13 protein-coding genes are annotated in these 18,807 nt (G+C 50.4%); 9 read left to right on the forward strand and 4 right to left on the reverse strand.

What is annotated here, in order from left to right:
- Positions 1-44 precede the first annotated feature (44 nt).
- Positions 45-1,832, reverse strand: coding sequence for a tetratricopeptide repeat protein (locus ACO0K8_RS16170; protein ID WP_422947685.1), 1,788 nt, complete (start codon positions 1,830-1,832; stop codon positions 45-47).
- A 174-nt stretch (positions 1,833-2,006) separates the two neighbouring features.
- Here ACO0K8_RS16170 and mutM point away from each other — a divergent pair, with 174 nt between their 5' ends.
- Positions 2,007-2,828 carry a bifunctional DNA-formamidopyrimidine glycosylase/DNA-(apurinic or apyrimidinic site) lyase gene (gene mutM, locus ACO0K8_RS16175; protein ID WP_422947686.1) on the forward strand — a complete coding sequence of 274 codons (822 nt, stop codon included), beginning with the start codon at positions 2,007-2,009 and terminating at the stop codon, positions 2,826-2,828.
- A 49-nt stretch (positions 2,829-2,877) separates the two neighbouring features.
- Entirely contained in the window at positions 2,878-4,815 is a 1,938-nt protein-coding gene (locus ACO0K8_RS16180; RefSeq protein ID WP_422947687.1) for a dynamin family protein, read from the forward strand.
- A gap of 95 nt (positions 4,816-4,910) precedes the next feature.
- Here the strand turns inward: ACO0K8_RS16180 and ACO0K8_RS16185 are convergent, their stop codons facing one another.
- Complete coding sequence (locus tag ACO0K8_RS16185) at positions 4,911-5,834, reverse strand: collagenase (RefSeq protein WP_422947688.1); 924 nt, start codon at positions 5,832-5,834, stop codon at positions 4,911-4,913.
- Positions 5,835-6,013: 179 nt separating this feature from the next.
- On the opposite strand from ACO0K8_RS16185, the gene ACO0K8_RS16190 reads away from it, so the two are divergent.
- Genes ACO0K8_RS16190 through ACO0K8_RS16200 form a run of 3 tightly spaced genes read left to right on the forward strand, consistent with a single transcriptional unit; the run spans position 6,014 to position 9,089 of the window.
- Complete coding sequence (locus tag ACO0K8_RS16190) at positions 6,014-7,054, forward strand: proline racemase family protein (protein WP_422947689.1); 1,041 nt, start codon at positions 6,014-6,016, stop codon at positions 7,052-7,054.
- Positions 7,051-8,154, forward strand: a complete 1,104-nt coding sequence (locus ACO0K8_RS16195) for a M24 family metallopeptidase (RefSeq protein WP_422947690.1) — start codon at positions 7,051-7,053, stop codon at positions 8,152-8,154. Before ACO0K8_RS16190 ends, ACO0K8_RS16195 begins: the two co-directional genes overlap by 4 nt.
- Complete coding sequence (locus ACO0K8_RS16200; RefSeq protein WP_422947691.1) at positions 8,151-9,089, forward strand: ornithine cyclodeaminase family protein; 939 nt, start codon at positions 8,151-8,153, stop codon at positions 9,087-9,089. The genes ACO0K8_RS16195 and ACO0K8_RS16200 overlap by 4 nt, the downstream gene beginning before the upstream one ends.
- A gap of 73 nt (positions 9,090-9,162) precedes the next feature.
- On the opposite strand, the gene ACO0K8_RS16205 is transcribed toward ACO0K8_RS16200, so the two are convergent.
- Together ACO0K8_RS16205 and ACO0K8_RS16210 are read right to left on the reverse strand one after the other, a co-directional pair.
- A complete protein-coding gene (locus tag ACO0K8_RS16205) occupies positions 9,163-10,086 on the reverse strand; it encodes a peptidylprolyl isomerase (RefSeq protein ID WP_422947692.1) in 924 nt (307 codons plus the stop codon).
- A gap of 168 nt (positions 10,087-10,254) precedes the next feature.
- Entirely contained in the window at positions 10,255-13,095 is a 2,841-nt protein-coding gene (locus ACO0K8_RS16210) for a TonB-dependent receptor (protein WP_422947693.1), read from the reverse strand.
- A 729-nt stretch (positions 13,096-13,824) separates the two neighbouring features.
- On the opposite strand from ACO0K8_RS16210, the gene mutY reads away from it, so the two are divergent.
- The 4 genes from mutY to ACO0K8_RS16230 all read left to right on the forward strand — a co-directional run bounded on the left by mutY (position 13,825) and on the right by ACO0K8_RS16230 (position 18,647).
- Positions 13,825-14,967 carry an A/G-specific adenine glycosylase gene (mutY, locus tag ACO0K8_RS16215; RefSeq protein ID WP_422947694.1) on the forward strand — a complete coding sequence of 381 codons (1,143 nt, stop codon included), beginning with the start codon at positions 13,825-13,827 and terminating at the stop codon, positions 14,965-14,967.
- Positions 14,968-15,166: 199 nt separating this feature from the next.
- Positions 15,167-16,690: an alpha/beta hydrolase gene (locus tag ACO0K8_RS16220; RefSeq protein WP_422947695.1), complete on the forward strand. Its 1,524-nt coding sequence runs from the start codon at positions 15,167-15,169 to the stop codon at positions 16,688-16,690.
- Positions 16,687-17,487: an ATP-binding cassette domain-containing protein gene (locus ACO0K8_RS16225; protein WP_422947696.1), complete on the forward strand. Its 801-nt coding sequence runs from the start codon at positions 16,687-16,689 to the stop codon at positions 17,485-17,487. The genes ACO0K8_RS16220 and ACO0K8_RS16225 overlap by 4 nt, the downstream gene beginning before the upstream one ends.
- Entirely contained in the window at positions 17,484-18,647 is a 1,164-nt protein-coding gene (locus ACO0K8_RS16230; protein WP_422947697.1) for an ABC transporter permease, read from the forward strand. The genes ACO0K8_RS16225 and ACO0K8_RS16230 overlap by 4 nt, the downstream gene beginning before the upstream one ends.
- Positions 18,648-18,807: the final 160 nt, after the last annotated feature.

An 18,807-nucleotide genomic window follows, 5' to 3' on the forward strand; every position in this document is an offset into this window, starting at 1 on the left:
TGATTGCCGCCCTATACGTAGGGGAGTATAGGGTGGCGGTATGGTTACAGTTTGACGTTTAGGCGGAGCAGCGTGCTCTTCAGGCTTTCGTTGTCCGCATCTTTGCTTTTGGCGTCACGCCAAAACGCACGGGCATCTTCTTTTTTACCTGCCGTCCATAAGACTTCACCCAGATGGATGGCGATTTCCGGATCTGCTCGCAACTGGTAAGCGCGGCGCAAAGCTTGTTCGGCCTCGTCGTGCAGGCCAAGACGAAATTTGACCCAACCCAAACTGTCCAGAATGAAAGGATCTTCCGGTGCCAGCTGTAAAGCTTTTTCGATTAAGGACAAGGCCTCAGGAAGATGAATATTTCTATCTGCGTAGGAATAGCCCAAGGCGTTGTAGGCATGCTGGCTATTCGGTGCGAGTTCTATGACGCGCTTGAGTTGCACTTCCATCTGCTCGATTTTTTTCTGAGATTCGGCCAGCATGGCGTAATCGTAGAGCAGGTCTGCATTGTTAGGAAAACGCAGCACCGCGGTTTCCATCACCGCCATCGCCTCAGCACCGCGCTTGGCATTTCTGAGTAATTGCGATTGTGCCTGCAGGATTTGTATCTCTTCGCTCTCGTTCGCTGCTTTCAGGTTTTTCAGAAAGTCGAGTGCTTCTTTGAGTTTGCCGTCTTTCGCCATGATTTGGGCTCGGCGAAATTGTATGTTTAGCCAGGCGGCGTTTTTACCTTCATACGAATCGACCTTGCTCAACCAGCTCAATGCAGCCGCATTGTCTTTACGCTCTAGCGCTATTTGTGCCAAATTAACCAAGCTTGGGGTAGGGTCACGCTCTTCTTCTGGGTGCGCTTCCAGAATCGCCAGATATGACAGAAAGTATTTTTCGGCCAGTTTAAACTGACCGCTATCCATGGCTAACGCACCCAAGGTGTAGATGCTGGCGATATCATCGGGTTTATCGCGCAATAGCCGTTCAAATTCAAGGCTGGCTTTGTCTAATTGCTTCATTTCTATCAGCATGCTGGCATAGGCAAGTCTGACATCGCGCGAGTCCGGATTTTTTTCGACAAAGGCCGCAATTTCTCTGAGCGCATCCGGTTTTGACGAAGCCTGAGCGATCGTTAGTATCGCCAATTGCGAATCTGGTTTGAGTGCCAGGGCCACTTGTGCTTCGCTGATGGCACGTGGGTTGTCGTTATTGTTGTAGGCACCTTGGGCCAACGCCAGATGCGCTTCCATGCTCGCCTTGTACGGTGAGAGTATTTCTTCCAGTGTGACAAACGCTGCTTTTTTGTCGCGCGCGCGCGCCAGCAGGCGCTGGGCCTGCAACATGATCAGACCGTATTGTTGCGGTGTCGCGCTCTGAAGTTTTTCGCTGTAGACTTTTTGTATCTCCGCCAGATTACCATTGACGATCATAAAGCCCAGGTAATATTGACTCGCTTCGCTAGAGTCGGGCGCTAACTCACGCCAAAGACGGATGGCAGTCAGCGCTTCGGCCGGTTGCCTTACGGCTAAGGCCATTTCCGCGGCGCGCTTGGCGAGTCGGGGGTCGCGTGTTTGTTGTGCAGCGCCTAAAATCGTGACATAGGCGGATTGCCAATTACCACGTTGATAAGCGATTTCTGAAGTGAGTATCTTATATAAGAGCTCTTCGTTTAGGGTAACGTCGGGAAGTTTGTCTTTCGAGCTTGATTTTTCAGCTAACTCGGTGAGCTTATCGTGCGGGCTTGTGCCCGGGGCGCTTAAATCTGGCGCAGTCGGCATCTGTTCCGGCGCATGCTGGGCAAATCTGCTTAAGTTGGCACAGCCGCTTAAGCTGGCGGCGACACTAATCATTCCTACACAGAAAAGATGTCTGATGGGGCTTGCTATTACAATAGTCGCAAAATTGTTTTTCAAAACAGCGTCCTGAATTGATCGATGATGTCTGATTTTACGCTGAAGCGCTGCCTGCGTGGTGCGCTCTGCACTTGTTCCTTGTGTCAAATTGTAAATATTTTATAGAAAAATATGCCTGAATTACCTGAAGTCGAAGTCACACGGCGAGGTGTGACGCCTCATTTGCAAGCTCAGACCGTTACTGAGGTCGTGTTGCGCCGTAGCGGTTTGCGCTGGCCGTTCCCGCCAAATCTTGCCGACTTATTGCAAGGGCAGATCATCTTAAGTATCGGCAGGCGTGGCAAATATTTATTGCTTCATTTTGCACATGGCACTCTCTTGATACATTTAGGAATGTCTGGCCACCTGAGGATTTTGCCTTCACTGACTCCGGCAAACAAACATGATCATGTCGATATCGTGGTCGGGGCGCAGCTCTTGCGCATGCATGATCCACGCCGCTTCGGCGCGGTGTTGTGGCATGCGGCAATCGACGGTGATGTGGACACCCATCCGCTGCTGCGCGGTTTGGGGGTGGAGCCATTAGAAGGACAGTTCAATGCACAATTGCTGTATCGGCAATCTCGTCAACGTCATGCGGCGATCAAACAAGTTTTGCTGGCTGGCGATATTGTGGTGGGAGTGGGGAATATTTATGCATCAGAGAGCCTGTTTAAAGCTAGGATTAATCCAAAAATTGCTGCGGACCGTATCAGTTTAGCGCGCTATTCTTTGTTGGTAGAGGCGATACAGGACACTTTAGCCGCTGCGATCGAGAAGGGCGGCAGTACGCTGCGCGACTTTGTTGGCGTGGACGGACAAACAGGTTATTTTCAACAGTCATATTTCGTTTATGATCGCAGCGGAGAGCCTTGTCGTATTTGCGGCACCACGATTAGACAGATTAAACAGGGACAACGTAGCAGTTTTTACTGTGTAAATTGCCAAAAATAAGACAGAATGTTAAATTCTGATGTAATGCATAAAATTGATTGAGGGCAATATGAGTAATCTGGTTCAAAAATTCCAGGAATACAGCGATTGGCGTAAGGGCGTGCTGAGCGCACTCGAGCAATATCGCGCGTGGCTCAGTGGATCAGATTTAGCCGATGCGGCTATCGATCAAAGAATGGCGCGATTGCAGGAAAAATTGATCGATGACAAATTAACCATCGCCTTTGTGGCAGAGTTTTCTCGCGGAAAGTCTGAACTTATCAACGCGATCTTTTTTGCCGATTATGGCCAGCGTATTTTGCCTTCGTCTGCCGGACGCACCACCATGTGTCCTACCGAGTTATTGTATGACGAGACGATGCCACCGTGTATTCGCCTGCTGCCTATTGAGACGCGCGCTGAGGCATTGTCGACCAGCGACTACAAAGGACAGCATCATGTCTGGACAATATTGCCCTTAAACGTCAGTTCTGGCGATGGCATGCTAGAAGCCTTTAAACAGGTGAGTCTGACCAAGACGGTAAGTATAGAAACAGCCAAGTCTTACGGCCTGTATGATGAAAATGACCCCGACGCGGCTTTAGAATTAGACGAAAACGGTTGTGTCGAGATTTCTCAATGGCGTCATGCCATCGTCAATTTTCCACATCCTCTGTTAAAAGAAGGTTTAATTATCGTCGATACACCAGGTTTGAATGCGATCGGTACTGAGCCTGAATTGACACTCAATTTGATACCGAACGCGCATGCCGTGTTATTTATTTTGGCTGCTGATACCGGTGTAACCAAGAGCGATATTGAGGTCTGGCGTAATCATATTGGTGGCGGGCCTGGACGCATGGTGGTCTTGAATAAGATCGATAGCATGTGGGATGAGTTAAGGTCGCCGGAAGAAATTGAGCGTCAAATTGCGCATCAAGTGAGTACCGTTTCGCACATTTTGGCGTTGGATGAACATCAGGTTTTCCCTGTGTCGGCACAAAAAGGTCTGGTCGCAAAAATACATAAAGATGCACCCTTGCTGGCTAAGAGTCGTTTGCCCGCTTTGGAATATGCCTTATCGAAAGAATTGATCCCCTCCAAACAAGAGATAATTCGCGCGCAACTGGCCTCAGATTTGCATGAAATTATTAATGGCCAGCGTTCTGTGATCGCTGCCCGTGGTCGCAATATCGTTGACCAGATGCTGGAATTGAAAAGCCTGCGCGGCAAAAATAATACGGTAATCGAACACATGATGAAGCGCGTCGATGTCGAGAAAAAGGAATTTGATACCAGCTTAATCAAGATGCAGGGAACGCGTGCGGTTTTCACTAAATTGTCGACCGAAGTGTACACCAGCCTGGGAATGGAAATACTACGCGAGGAAATTAGAAAATCACGCGAAGACATGGAGGCGAGCAAATTTTCTGCTGGTTTAAAAGAAGCTATTCGAAATTTTTTTGCACAAATCAAATCGAATTTGATGACCTCGAATAAAAAAATCGATGAAATTTCGGAAATGATGAGCGTCATGTATCGGAAATTTTCGACTGAGCATGGCTTGGCATTAACAGCGCCTATGGCCTTCTCGCTGGATAAATATATCCAAGAAATTTCGAAAATTGAAGCGGTATTTCAAAAGCAATTTAGTACCATGACCATGTTGACGACCTCACATAAAGTGTTGATACAAAAGTTTTTTGATTCTGTGGCGGCGCGCGTTAAGCAAAGCTTTTTGCAGGCTAACCGCGATGTTGAAGCCTGGCAAAAAGTGGTGATGGCACCGTTGGAGGCGCAGATTCGTGAACATAAGAATCAGTTGAAAAACCGCATGCAGTCAATACAGCGTATTCACGTCGCAACCGATAGTCTGGAAGATAAAATTGCGTCTTTTGATGCCATGCAGGCAGAGATCGAAGCCTTAAAATCTTCCATGGAGAAATTCGAAGCTAGCTTGAAAGTTGCTTTGGCCACCGAGTTGACAGGTTTGAAAAACGCGGCTTGATAGGTAAAGAAATAATCAAAAAAAAGCACCGGTAGGTGCTTTTTTTTTGCCAATTTTTAAATACAAGCGACAAGCCAAGGTATGAAATTGGGAGATTATCTGTTCTCAGTGATAGGTGTGGCGACGTCCATTAACCAGGTGGAAAATTCTCCATCCATACTGCTGCCCCAACTACGTACTAACGCCTGGCAACGTGGAAAGTCGCCGCTGCGTGTCAAGCTTAAGAGTTGTTCAATTTTGTCTCTGTGTTTTTCCATCATGAAGCGTACCGCCAGATAGCCCCAGCTATAGATGCGTACAGTGCCATTATTACTTTCATAGCCGGTGTCGAACAATTGACTCAAGACGTAAGTTTTCGCGCCCGCTAGTTCAGTTGCAGGGGAGTTGTTTGCCCCTTTTGATATGTATTCGGCCACTCCCTCGCTCCACCAGACTAAATAGGGGCTCATGGGAGCTGGTTTTGCGCAATTCTCTGGCGCCGAGTGAGAATCGTGTAAGTTCGCGCAAAAATCTCCATAAAGGTTAAAGCGTCCATCGAGATAGTGCACATATTCGTGCCCGAGATTGTGTATGCTGCCATCCGATTTTTGATTGGCGACAAACTCAGCCTGGTTGCCAGGCTGATCTGGAAGCCCCTCCAGATACATGCCTCCATTTTCGGTTGGCATATCAAAATGCCTTGTTGCGTATTTTACGAAATCTTCGCGCGATTGATAAATATTGGCACGTAATGCGGTATTCAAATCATGTTTGACGGGCTTTCCTGCACTGCTAAATGTGGCGTGAAATTTCTGTTCTACCTCGCCCAGCATTTTGCAGGTACTTTGTTCTTGCTCAGGCATGAGTGCCTGCGAACGCAAAACCAAGGTGGGGCCGCAAGCATGGATGCGTGTCAATATTTTTTGTATTTCACTATCTTGTACTGCTTGAGTTCGCGCAATCGGTTCCTTTTTTATTGGCGCCGAGCCACATGCCATAAGGATGGCGGTGCAGGCTAAAATTAATATACGTAATTTCAAAAATATCTCCTTGGTGGTTGAATTATTTGTTTGACCCATGGTTTGCTAAGTGGATTATAAATATATTGCGTATATATTTGTTGGTTTGTGGTGTATATTTGCTTTTTTATGTGCGATGCGATGGCAAGAGCTAATTGCTCTATATCGCTTTGAATAGGTTGAAAATATTTGGAAATTCTATGAATAAGAATCTCTTTGCAAACTGGGAAGCTCCGGCTTCATGGCACAAAATGACCACCCTGGAATGTCATACCGGCGGTGAGCCTTTACGCATCATTACTTCAGGATTTCCTCTTCTTCGTGGGGAAACTATCTTGGAAATGCGCAGAGATTGCCTGCAGAACCACGATCATCTACGTACCGCGCTCATGTTTGAGCCTAGAGGTCATGCCGACATGTATGGTTGTGTTATTACGAGGCCTGAGCGTCCTGATAGCGATTTTGGCGTCCTGTTTCTGCATAATGAAGGCTATAGCACCATGTGTGGCCACGCCATCATCGCACTGACGCGGGCAGCCGTAGAGGCTGGTGTTGTTAGTGCACTAGAGCCTGTCACTAGCTTGCGCATCGATGCGCCTTGTGGACAAATTAAAGCGTATGCAGAGATCGAAGCTGAGGAAATTCGCCGCATCTATTTCGATAACGTGCCCTCGTTTGTGTACGACGCTGCGTCCCAAATAGTAGTGCCAGGCGTGGGTACGGTAGGTTATACGCTGGCCTATGGTGGTGCCTACTATGCGTATGTGGATGCTGAGTCAATCGGACTATCTTTGGATGCGGATAATCATCGTCAGATTATTGATTTTGGCCGCTGTATTAAACAAGCGATACAATCTTCAAGGACTATCATGCATCCGTTTCAGGCGGATCTGGGCTTCTTATATGGGACAATTTTTTCAGCACCAGCCGAGACTGAGGGCGTGCATAGTAGAAACGTCTGCGTCTTTGCCGACGGTGAACTCGATAGAAGCCCGACTGGCAGCGGCGTGGCCGGGCAAGCAGCAATTTTGCATGCTCTAGGGGTATTGCCCTTGGGTCAGAAAATCGTAATAGAGAGTATTCTCGGATCGCAGTTTCAGGTATCTGCCATCAGCACTGTGGCATATGGACCATACCAAGCCGTTATCCCGCGAGTCGAGGGAAATGCACATATCGTCGGGAAGGCGAGTTTTTATATCGACCCATCGGACCCGCTACAGCATGGATTTATTTTCAGATGAAACCACAATTTGAACGGAGACTGGCAATCCTCAGAAACAATATGCTCGACGCCGGGCAAGATGCTTTACTGATTTTTTCTCTGGATAATCTACGTTACCTCATCAATTACAGCGGTGAGGCGGCCTATGGGATCGTTACTCAATGTGGCGCATATCTGATTACCGACTATCGTTTTCTGGAACAAGCGCAGCAGGAGTGTGTCAATGGGAAAATTGATTGTCAGATTATCTGCCGGGATCGTGATCGCCAGACTTTGGGCGCGGTGATTAATGGGGTTTTGAAGCGCGCGCAAGCTCATCGCATTGTATTCGAACACGAGTATATTTCGGTGTCGATGTGGCAGGCGATCTGTATTGATAATCCGGGTCTTGTATTTACTCCGGCACAGGCTATGTTGGATTCGCAAAGAAAAATTAAGGATGAATGGGAGATCGCGCAAATTCGTCAGGCGGCCGCTATTTCAGATAGTGCGCTGGCTATTTTGTTGCCGCAATTGAAGCTCGGTGTGAGTGAACGAGAGATGGCACTGGAACTTGATTATCAAATGCAGCGTCTCGGTTCGGAAGGGATTTCATTTACGACCATATTGGGATTCGGAGAGCGTTCAGCACTCCCGCATTGCATACCTTCGGCGCGGCGACTACAGGAAGGCGATTTGATCGTGATCGATTTTGGCGCGGTCATTAATGGCTATCGATCCGATATGACGCGCAGCTTTGTTGCAGGCGAAGCGGACGCAAGGCAACAGGCAATGTTTGATACCGTGTATGCCGCACAAAGCGCAGCCCTTGCCAGTTTGCATGCCGGTCTGGCTGCACATGATGCAGACGCCGCCGCCAATGCGATACTTAAGGCCTCAGAATTTGCTGCCTACGCCGGTCTAGGCTTGGGGCACGGCCTAGGTATCAAGCTGCACGAACAGCCATTCATGGGGCCGCATTGCCAGGACATTCTGCAGACAAATTATGTAGTGACGATAGAACCGGGAATTTACATTCCTGGTTATGGAGGCATACGCTTAGAGGACGACGTTCAGATTACTCCGGATGGATACATCGCCCTAAGCCATGCACCAAAACAATTTGAGGTGGCAATATGAAGCTGATCGATGCAGATTTAGTCAATCGTAGCCTGCAATTTCCGGCTTTGATAGCGGCGTTGGAGCAGGGATTTCAACAAGATTTCGGTATGCCGCAAAGACAGGTGTTTGCCTTATCTAATGACCCCCTGAAACATGATGGTTTTGCGGTTTTACCGGCCTGGAATCAAGATGTGATTGGTGTCAAAGCGTTTACCTATTTTCCTGAAAATGCTCAGATGGGCTATGCGTCTTTGTACTCCAAAATACTTTTGTTTAGTCGCGAGCATGGAGTACCTCTGGCGATGGTTGATGGTACCTCGGTCACGTACTGGCGGACCGCGGCAGTCTCCGCCCTGGCATCTCGCTATCTGTCCCGTGGCAATTCTCAAAGCTTGCTTTTGCTTGGTACCGGCAGGCTGGCGATCCCCTTGGTGATTGCGCATATGACGGTACGTGAATTGACACGGGTATTTTTGTGGGGGCGCGATGCGGCAAAGGTCAGCGAGCTAAAACAACATCTGGAACTTATATTTCCGCATGTCCAATTCGTGGAGGTGCTTGATCTGGCCACAAGCACAGCGCTGGCCGATATCATCGTCAGCGCTACCGGCTCGTCTACCCCCTTGATTTTTGGTGCTAGTGTCAGTGCCGGATCGCATGTCGATCTGCTTGGTAACCATAGCCCGGTCGGCCGTGAGTGCGATAGCGCCTTAATTCAGAACGCAAGTGTGTTTGTCGATAGCCGGCAAAATGTCTTGAATGAGGCAGGTGAGTTGCTGATACCGATACAGGAGGGAGTGTTTCAGGCGACAGATATTAAAGGTGAACTAGCGGATTTGTGTAGTAAAAAATGCGCAGGCCGCGAACGTGATGATGAAATTACGGTGTTTAAGTCGGTGGGGACTGCTTTGAGTGATTTGATCGCCGCCCATCTGGTGTTGAAATCTCAGTAATTTTAGCTATTGCGGGTTAGTACCAGCTTAAAAAAAGAGCGAACTTGAGTCGCTCTTTTTTCTCCGATCTCGCCTATTCAGTTTTGACTCTGACCGGCACAGGCACATTACAAAGATCAATATAATTGGCCGCTTTCTTATACCATTCCCCCGAGAGATTGCGCTGCGCTTCGGTGATGGCTTTAAACAGTGGCGTATCGGTGCGCAAGATTTCTAGCTTGCTGCGTTCGGCTGGCGGCAGGTCTTGCGCGATACGCACGGATTTAATGGTGACTGTTTGTTCCGGTTTATCATAAAATCCCATCGCCGCCTTCCCGCGCGGCAGAGCCGATAGCAATTCCATGCCATGTATGACGCGTCCAAACAGCGTGACATTGCGATCGAGATGGCGCGGCGCATGGCCGATTACCGCATATAGTTCGGCTCCGCCACCGGAGTCGCTGGCATTGTCGCGCCCGGCACCGACCATGCCATAACAATGTGCCAGCCATGCGCGCCCAGTCTTGGGATCGCGTGCGGCAGGAAAACCGTTGGCGTGGCCGACCTGAGCGGCAAAGCCATCGTGATCGGGTAAGCGCGTGAATGCCATCGCCGCGTCATAGCGCACCGAGAATTCTTCCGGTAGCGTCTTTTTTGCCTTGACTATCGATCGTAGTTCGGTGGCATCACTCCATTGCACCACGTAATTATCTTGCGAGCGGTTGATGCTCAAACCATCGAAGTAGGCTTCGCGTATCAGCGCCTTGACGTTCGCCACATGATTGGGGGCGAAATATGGCGACATTTCTATCACCACGCGGCCTTTTTCCAATTCCATGTACAGAGTGTTTTCGGCATCGGGCATACGCCAGTCTGCGCTGGTGGACGTTTTAATTAATTCCGCCATCGTCATTTTAGGTCCGTGCACCAGGTCTTTTGCGCAAGCGGGCAGGCATATCAGACTGGTGAGTAGGAGTGCGCCTAAGTTGAATCTCACAGCGCGATTGGATGTAGGCATGATTTTAATCTTTTCAGAGTTGAAAAATGGCGGACGATGCAGCGTGGATATTGTATCGTTGATCGTCGTCAATATAAAAAACGATGCGCTTCCCTTGAATAGAAAGCGCACCGTTTTTGAACATTCTTCACCTAGCGGAAGTGCTTACTTTATCCGCCGAAAATCGGCTTAGAATTTCATCGATCCCGTCATATAGAAAGTACGGCCCATTGCATCGGCATAACGACCATCGTAACCAACCTGATCACCGTTGCCGTCTTTCAGTGACAGCGGTGGATTTCTGTCGAACAGATTCTTGATGCCGAAAGTAAGCGTGATATTTTTCTTTATTTGCGCACGTGTCTGCCAGTCGAAGGTGGTGTAAGAAGCGACATCACGATCCAGATCGACGAAATTGCCAAACGAGCCGTCGGCATTGACTTCACGCACGCTGGCCTGATGATCGTGGTAACCCGATTTGTAGTTAATCATCATGCTGTGTGAAAACATCTCTGAGGTTGTCAAAGTCGTTGCCAATCGTGTGATGACGCGGAAAGCGACGTTATTAAACTCATCGTAACGTCCTACGCTTTGTACCGTAGGATTTCCTGGAAGATCATAATCAGACTTGAGCAAATAGGTACCGGTCCAGTTCATGCTTAACTTACCAATGGGCGTGGCCGTTTTGAAACTGGCATCCCAATCTATACCTTGATACTGAGCGCTGGCGATATTAAAAGAAGGGAGGGTGGCGACCAGAATATTTCCGCCCTGGCCAGCTTCATAGAAAGTGGAAAACAAGTTATCGTATTTAGCTGGGTTGCCAAATACGACGGCTTCCGGCAGCGAGGCGATCTGGTTGCTCATTTTCACATCCCACCAGTCTAACCCTATGGACAGACTAGAGAGTGGTTCTATCCGGAAACCCAAAGTGGCTTGCTTGGACTCTTCTGCTTTCAAGCCGTTTTCTCCGGACAATCGGTTGCCGCCAGTTAAAATGTCGTACTGGGTTTTCCCTAAACAATTGACTGCGCGTGGATCGGGCGCTTTGACCGGGCAATCGTATTGGGCGCCGGTATTGCCGCTGTGAGTTAAGGGTGAAGTGATGGTGGACATGTCGGCCATCTTGAAGCCAGTACCATACGATCCGCGCAGCAGCAAGCTATCGATAGGACGCAAAGCGGCCGACAGTTTGTAGGTGAGCTTGTCCGCTTTGTTGCCCTGCGTCTCAGCGGCGATCGGTTTGCCTGCTGGGTCGAAGTTGGCGGTGTTTTTTATGGCGGTATAACTATCATAGCGCAGCGCCGCAGTGACATCGAAGCGCTTGCTAATCGGCATTAGCAATTCGGCGAATGCACCCCAGTTATTTCGGCTTGCGGCAATCGGCAAGTCGCCCGGCGAGTCACCCAAAGGCGCGTCGGTGTAATTCGGTTGCAAGGCATTGTTACCCATGCCGATAGGCGTCGTGTGGTAGTCGTAACCCTGTCTGGTGAAGTCGGTACCGAGACCTAATTGCGCTTTTCCGCCCGGCAAAGTGAACAATTCACGTGAACCCCTGAGACTCAGAACGTCCAGAGTATTTTGTGAGCTAGACCAATTTTCGTGCAAAACTGCCGGAGCTAATATCGCGCCCGATGATCCGGCCGGAGCAAATGGGTCATAACTGCTCGCTGGTGGCACGGCGTCGACGATGGCGTAGAACTTATCTTTGCTCAAGAAACCACCTGCAAAGTCTCTGCTGCGTTTCGATATCGAGTGCGTATATGAAGCGTTGTAGTCCATGCCAAATGCATTGCCATCCACACCGAATACCAGATGTTGAGCCTCGGTGCCGTAGGCGGTATTGCGGCCGCCGGCATCGGATATCCTCAGCCTCATCAGTGCACTATCGACGTTGGCCGGATCGACTCCCATTTGTCCCAGATAAGGAGCCACATATTTGCTGTACAGCGGGCTAGACAATGGGAGCGCCAGAGGTTGGGCGGCTGGCGCATAACGACCGGTTTGGGTAAATTTAGACACTACCGCTTCGGCAAACAGATTGGTATCACTATTGAGCTTGTAATTGACAGAGCCAAAGAAACTATCCCGCTTTGATTCCGGCACCAACTGTACGGTGGAGGCGAAATCAAAGCGACAACGACTTTCGACCTGAAAGGTATTCGGTCCGCATTTACCGTTTTTCAATAAATCAGGTGAAAACATCACCGGATCCGAGCCGTCTTTCATTTTCAACTGAGCAATCGCCGGGCTGGAGTTGTCTGACAGTGACCAGGTCGCATAATTTTTTCCGTTCTGAGAAAATTTTCTGACGCCGGTATCGGCAAACGGACGTTGCGATGCGTTCAGTTCTTTTTGCTCATCATGGCTGTATGCGAGCAAGACGTTGTAGCCGTCTTTTTCCAAGTCCCCAAAACCTTTGGAGATACCGAAGTTATACGACTTGCCGCCGCTATGCTGCGGTTGGTTATAGGTCAGATCGACTGAAAAATCTGTTTGGTTTTTACGTAAGATGAAGTTGACCACACCGGCGATCGCATCAGATCCATACAGCGTGGAGGCACCATCGGTCAGAATCTCTACCCGCTCTACCGCTGACATAGGGATGCTGGACAGATTGACTGCACTACCGGAACCGTAAGATGCGAGCCTGTGGCCGTTCAGCAGAACCAAGGTATATGAGGCACCTATGTTATGGATAGAGGCGGTCTGGATGCCGCCACCGCCGCCGTTAATGGTCTGATTCGCCGTGGCGAAACCCTGCATGCTAGGCAAGGCCGCGACCAGATCAGCGACGCTATTGGCACCACTTTTTTCTATATCGGAGCGGCTTAAAGTTTGTACTGGCAGGGCGGTTTCCTGATTGATACGCTTAATGGAAGACCCGGTGATTTCTACACGTTGCGTGCTGGTAGCGCTGTTCGCAGCCTCCTGAGCCATGGCGTAAGGCGCAGAGATACTCATAGCCAAGCCTAGGCTTCCGGCAAACATGATTCTTACAGAACGGGATAAAACGGTTTCTTTTAACATTGTCTACTCCATGATTATTGTGATTGTTCTTAACGTTTATGCGTATCGAGAATATTCAGATTTCTTTCAGACGCTTTTTCCATGCTGATGTTTGAACTTACGCATTTCGCGCCCCTTATCCATCCATTTTTTGAACGGTATTTGCTGGCGACAACGAAAATCCGGATCGCGAAATTTTTGTCAAATTTTCGTCAGTCTCAGGGGCGTCAATCTAACGACCAAAAAAGTTTCTAAACATCCAAGCAGTCAAAGAAGCGAAATCCATATATCTTAAATATTTACACAATATGCCATTAATATATTAAGAATCGGTATGTAATCATTCGTTACTTGCATTGTCAAGAGAGAAATGCGGAATAGGGCGAGATTGCAACAGACTGTCCGCGGGCTTCCTGGCGCGCTGATTTCGTTGTGGAGTGGCTAGTGAAGTGTGAATTTTTTTATTGGATAGTGTGTAATTTTTTCGCAAAGAAAATTCCGCGCCAGGCAGTTTTCATCCGGGCACGGCTGGGATGGTGGATCATTCTCGTTCGGTAACGCTGGTTTCACTTTTGTTTTTTCTGTGATGAGCTTGACGCTAGCCGCGCGAAGTGTCAGGCTCTGTCCGCGTTTTTGATCGAATTTCCCGCAAATGATCCTGCGCAGGAATAAGTTAATGTTTACGCGTATTGCCGTCTAGTATTACCCTCTTGCCTCAACCATTTGTATCGCCCCTTTGAAGAAGCAGCAATGAAGCCAAGCACAGCAAAAAACCAAGTACAAGAAAAAAATAAACTATTGCAAGCTTCTTATACCGATCCTCAATTTTCTGCCGCCATCATTAGCTGGCAAAAGCAGCATGGCCGCCATGCTTTACCTTGGCAGCAAACTAACGACGCGTATCGGGTCTGGCTCTCTGAAATTATGTTGCAGCAGACGCAGGTGAGCGCGGTGATCCCGTATTACCAACGCTTCCTGCAAAGTTTCCCTACCGTGTTTGCCTTGGCGGCGGCCTCATCGGAGCAGGTGATGGAGCACTGGAGTGGTCTGGGCTACTACACGCGGGCGCGCAATCTGCATCAGTGTGCCAAGCTGGTGGTGGCGCAGTATCAAGGACAATTTCCGGCTGATCCGGCCTTGCTGCAGCAGCTGCCTGGCATAGGTCGCTCGACTGCCGCCGCGATTAGCGCTTTTTCGTATGGCACGCTTGCGGCTATTTTGGACGGCAATGTGAAACGGGTGTTCGCCCGCGTGTTTGGCATCGATGGCTACCCCGGTTCTAAACCTATAGAAGACGCGCTGTGGTTGCGGGCCGAGGCATTATTGCCGCGTCAGGATATTCAAGCCTACACCCAAGGCTTGATGGATTTTGGCGCTACCTTGTGCACCCGTAGCAGCCCCTCCTGTGAGCGCTGTCCCTTGCAAACGCGCTGTTTGGCCTACGCGCAAGGACGTACCGCCGAGCTGCCAGTACGTAAGCCTAAAAAACTACAAAAACACAAACAGGCATTGATGCTGGTGCTGATCCATGAGGGCCAAGTCTTGCTGGAGCAACGCCCCGATAGTGGTATCTGGGGCGGGCTTTTGTCTTTGCCGGAGATCGGCGGTATGCGTGATTTTCAGGCTGCCGAGGTGTTGGCAATGAGCGAGCAGTTGCCAGCAGCGCGACACTTATTTGGGCAGTTTGGCGAGTTGACCGAGATGCTTGCCTTGCCAGATTTTACCCATGTGTTTACCCATTTTAAATTACATGTGACACCGCTGCGTGCCCAGATATCCAAACGCCATGCGATGGTGGCCGAGGCGCGCTATGTCTGGGCAGATATGGCAACAATCCAGTCGGCCGCCTTGCCTGCTCCGATCAAGGCATTATTGCTGAGCTTGGCGCAGTAAAACTTGCAGCGGCAACTGGTGATGATTCATTAAAACAAGAAATCGGCAGACTGGCTTCGTCTCACGCTATCAGGGTTTCGTCTCTGCCTATGCGGTTTTGTCACTTTTCTTTTCAGTTGCGAGAAGTCGATTTACACTGTGCTATCACTAACCGGTCTTTAAAACGATCTGGCGTCATTTCACTTTTCAGGAGCGTATTTTGCTAACCCCTTTTTTGTATCGTCACATGCCGCAACTAAGGCCTGGATTGATATCCTTGTGTCTGTTGCCGCTGCTGCTAGTTAATGTGGCAGAGGCCGCCACCAAGGCATGTCGTCATCCTGACTTTCCCCAGGAAGTGCAATGTGGCGAGATCTTACGGCCATTGAACCCGGCCCAGCCCGAGGGCAAAAAAATTACCGTCCATTATGTCGTGCTGCCTTCGCAAGATAGAAATAAACTGCCTGATGCGGTGTTCTTGCTAGCTGGTGGCCCTGGCCAGAGCGCCATCAATGTAGCGAGCTTCGGGCAAGCGGTGTTGAGCCGCCTGAACCGTAGGCGCGATCTGGTGTTTGTCGATCAACGCGGCACTGGCCGCAGCGCCCCTCTGCATTGCCCTGAGCTGGAAGAGGCTAGCGAGGTAGTGGATAACGAGAGCATGCAACGGATGGCGCAAAGCTGCATGAAAAATCTGCAGGCCTTACCGTATGGTGATTTGCAGTATTTCAGCACCAGTATCGCCGTGCAAGATCTGGAGGCAGTGCGTCTGGCGCAGAACTACGGCCGCATCAATCTGCTCGGTGTCTCTTACGGTACCCGTGCCGGGTTGGAATATCTGCGGCAATATCCGAAATCGGTGCGGCGTCTGGTGCTCGATGGCGTAACACCGCCAACTATGCGCTTGCCATCGGCCGATGCGCAAGCGGCATTAAACGGCGTATTTGCGGCCTGTCTTGCCGATGCTTTATGTAATCAGAATTACCCCGATCTGGCAGCGCGCTGGAAAAAATTACTGCATAAGCTTACACCTCAGCTTGCAAGCACGCCGCCAGGCAAAATCAGTTTCACGCATCCACGTTTGGGTAGCCAGATCACGGCTCCGCTGACGCGCGACGCCTTACTCGGACTGGTGCATAAGACTTTGTATTCGGCCGCCAGCACCGCCGGTTTGCCGTATGCGCTGACGCAGGCTGAGCTAGGCAATCTTAATCCACTGATTGCTCTGAGCAATGCCTACAATCTGGCCGGGCCAGGCGCAATCGCATATGGCATGCACTTCTCGGTGTGGTGTGGTGAGGCCTATGCGCGCCCTGTCACGGCAAGCCCGGCTATCGACGATTTTGATGCGCTCAGCGCGGGGATGTATGACCGCGTCTGTGAGAAATGGCCGCGCGCCACCATCCCCGCTGAATTTTTTAGCACGCCGCCGAGTCAGTCGCCAGTCTTGCTACTTAGTGGCGGTATCGATCCGGTCACGCCTAGTCGGCATGGTGCGGCAGTAAGCAAGGCGCTAGGCCAGCAAGCGCGCCATCTGGTGGTGGAGAATGTCGGTCATGGTTTGCTTACACATGGTTGCGTGCGGGATGTGGTGTATCGCTATCTGAATGCTAAAGAAGATGTAGATGCCATCAAGGTCGACGTCAGCTGCTTGCGCCAAATCCCAAGACCACTGGCCTGGCAAGCGCCGCTCACTACTAGCCCCGCGCCAAATAAACTAGCGGCGCAGAAAGCAGACAAGTCATGATCATCGCCGAAAATCTGCATAAAGAATTTGTGAAAACGACCAAGGCCTACTATGGCCTGGGCAAGGCCAAACTTGAGGTAGTTAAAGCGGTAGAGGGTATCCATTTTAGCGCCAGCGACGGTGCCATACTTGGTCTGCTCGGTGCCAATGGTGCTGGCAAGACCACCAGCTTACGCATGGTCGCGTCTTTGCTGACGCCTGATCAAGGGCGTATCAGGATTGATGGGGTAGAGGTGCGTGCCGGGCAACCAGGCACTCAGTCGCAGATGGGGGTGTTGTCGGATGCGCGCGGTCTTTACCCGCGTCTGAGCGCGCGTGAAAACATCCACTACTATGGCGCCTTGCATGGCATGCCGCCAGCCTTGATACAGCAACGCACCGAACAACTGGCGCATAGTCTAGAGATGCAAGCCTTACTCGATAGACGCACCGAGGGCTTTAGTCAGGGCGAGCGCATGAAGGTGGCGCTGGCCAGAGCGCTGATACACGACCCGAAAAATATTATTCTCGATGAACCTACCAATGGTCTCGATGTCGTCGCCACCCGTGGCCTGCGCGAATTTTTACGCTGGTTGTGCACCCCAGCTGGCGGCGGCAAATGCATTATTTTTTCTACCCACATCATGCAAGAAGTAGAGCGACTATGCGACGCGGTCGTGATTGTGGCGCGCGGTAAGACAGTTGCCAGCGGCACGGTGGCCGAGTTGATGCAGCAGGCCGGTGAAACTGATTTTGAAGATGCCTTCGTTAAACTGGCATTTCTCGATGCGCCTAACATTCACAGGACTCAAAGATGAACCCAATTATCACGATCTTCCGTAAAGAAATCAGCGATGCCATGCGCGACAGGCGCACCCTGATGATGGTCTTGTTTAGTGCCCTGATTTTCGTGCCTCTATTATTAGTGGTGTTTTCTGAAATCATGTCGCAGATAGAGGCGCAGGAAGACAAGCGCACGGTGTTGGCGGTCAACATCAAACAGGCTCCTCGACTAGAAAATTTCATCCTGCGGCAAGGCTATCAAATCGAGAACGCGCCGGACGACTATGAAGAAAAATTGCGCAAGAAAGATCTGTCGCAACCGGTCTTGCTAGTGCCTGAGCATTTCGATGAAGAACTAGCGCAGGCAAAAAAAGTAAGACTAGAAATCGTCTACGACACCTCGAATAAACAGGCCGAGTTTGCGCTACGCCCGCTCAAGCGTTTGCTCGACAGCTACACCCAAGAGAGCGCCATGCTGGGTCTGACCATGCGCGGCGTCTCTGGTGAGATTTTTCAGCTGATTGAAATCAAAGAAAAATATATAGGCCGCGCCGAAGAGCGACGCGTCACCGTCACCAGCATGCTGCCTTTCGCCCTGATCATGGCGATCGTGGTGGGCGGCATGTTCTCAGCCATCGACACCACCGCTGGCGAGCGCGAACGCGGCTCACTAGAACCCCTGATGATGAATCCGGTGACCGGCTGGCAACTGGCCCTGGGCAAATGGGGCGCAGTGGCCAGCATCAGCATGCTGGTCGCCTTGTTGACGGTGCTCAGTTTTTTTCCATCGCAATGGCTGATACGCAATGATGCACTAAAGGCGGAATTCCAATTCGGCGTCAGCGATGCGCTAGGCTTCTTGCTGATCTTGTTACCGCTGGCGGCCAGCATCTCGGCACTGCAAGTAGCGCTCTCGCTGACCTGCAAGAGCTTCAAAGAAGCGCAGGTGCGTAATCAAATCTTGAGCATGCTGATCTCGATGGCACCGATGATGCTGATGTTTAACACCGGCCGCGAACCGGCATGGTTTGTATGGGCACCATCGATCGCGCAATCGCTGATGATGAATCACGTCCTCAAGGGCGAGGCGCTAGAGTTGAATGCAGTAGCGATAGCCCTGCTAGTGTGCGCCAGCATGACAGTTGCCAGTCTGAGTTTTGTCGCCCATAAAATGCGCAGAGTGGTGATGCAGTAAAGTTTTGTTGGCCCGGTTAGCTAGCATAAGCTGGCGTATGCAATTTCAAATACCGGCACTGCCAACGCGCATATTCCATGCGCTTCTCCAAGCACATCGGCCAGCAAGCCGCATGGGATATGCGCGCTGGCAGGGGCACTAGTGAGAATTCATGCAGCGC

The sequence above is a fragment of the Undibacterium sp. Ren11W genome, from assembly GCF_049340485.1.
In the GTDB taxonomy this organism is placed as follows: Bacteria; Pseudomonadota; Gammaproteobacteria; order Burkholderiales; family Burkholderiaceae_D; genus Undibacterium.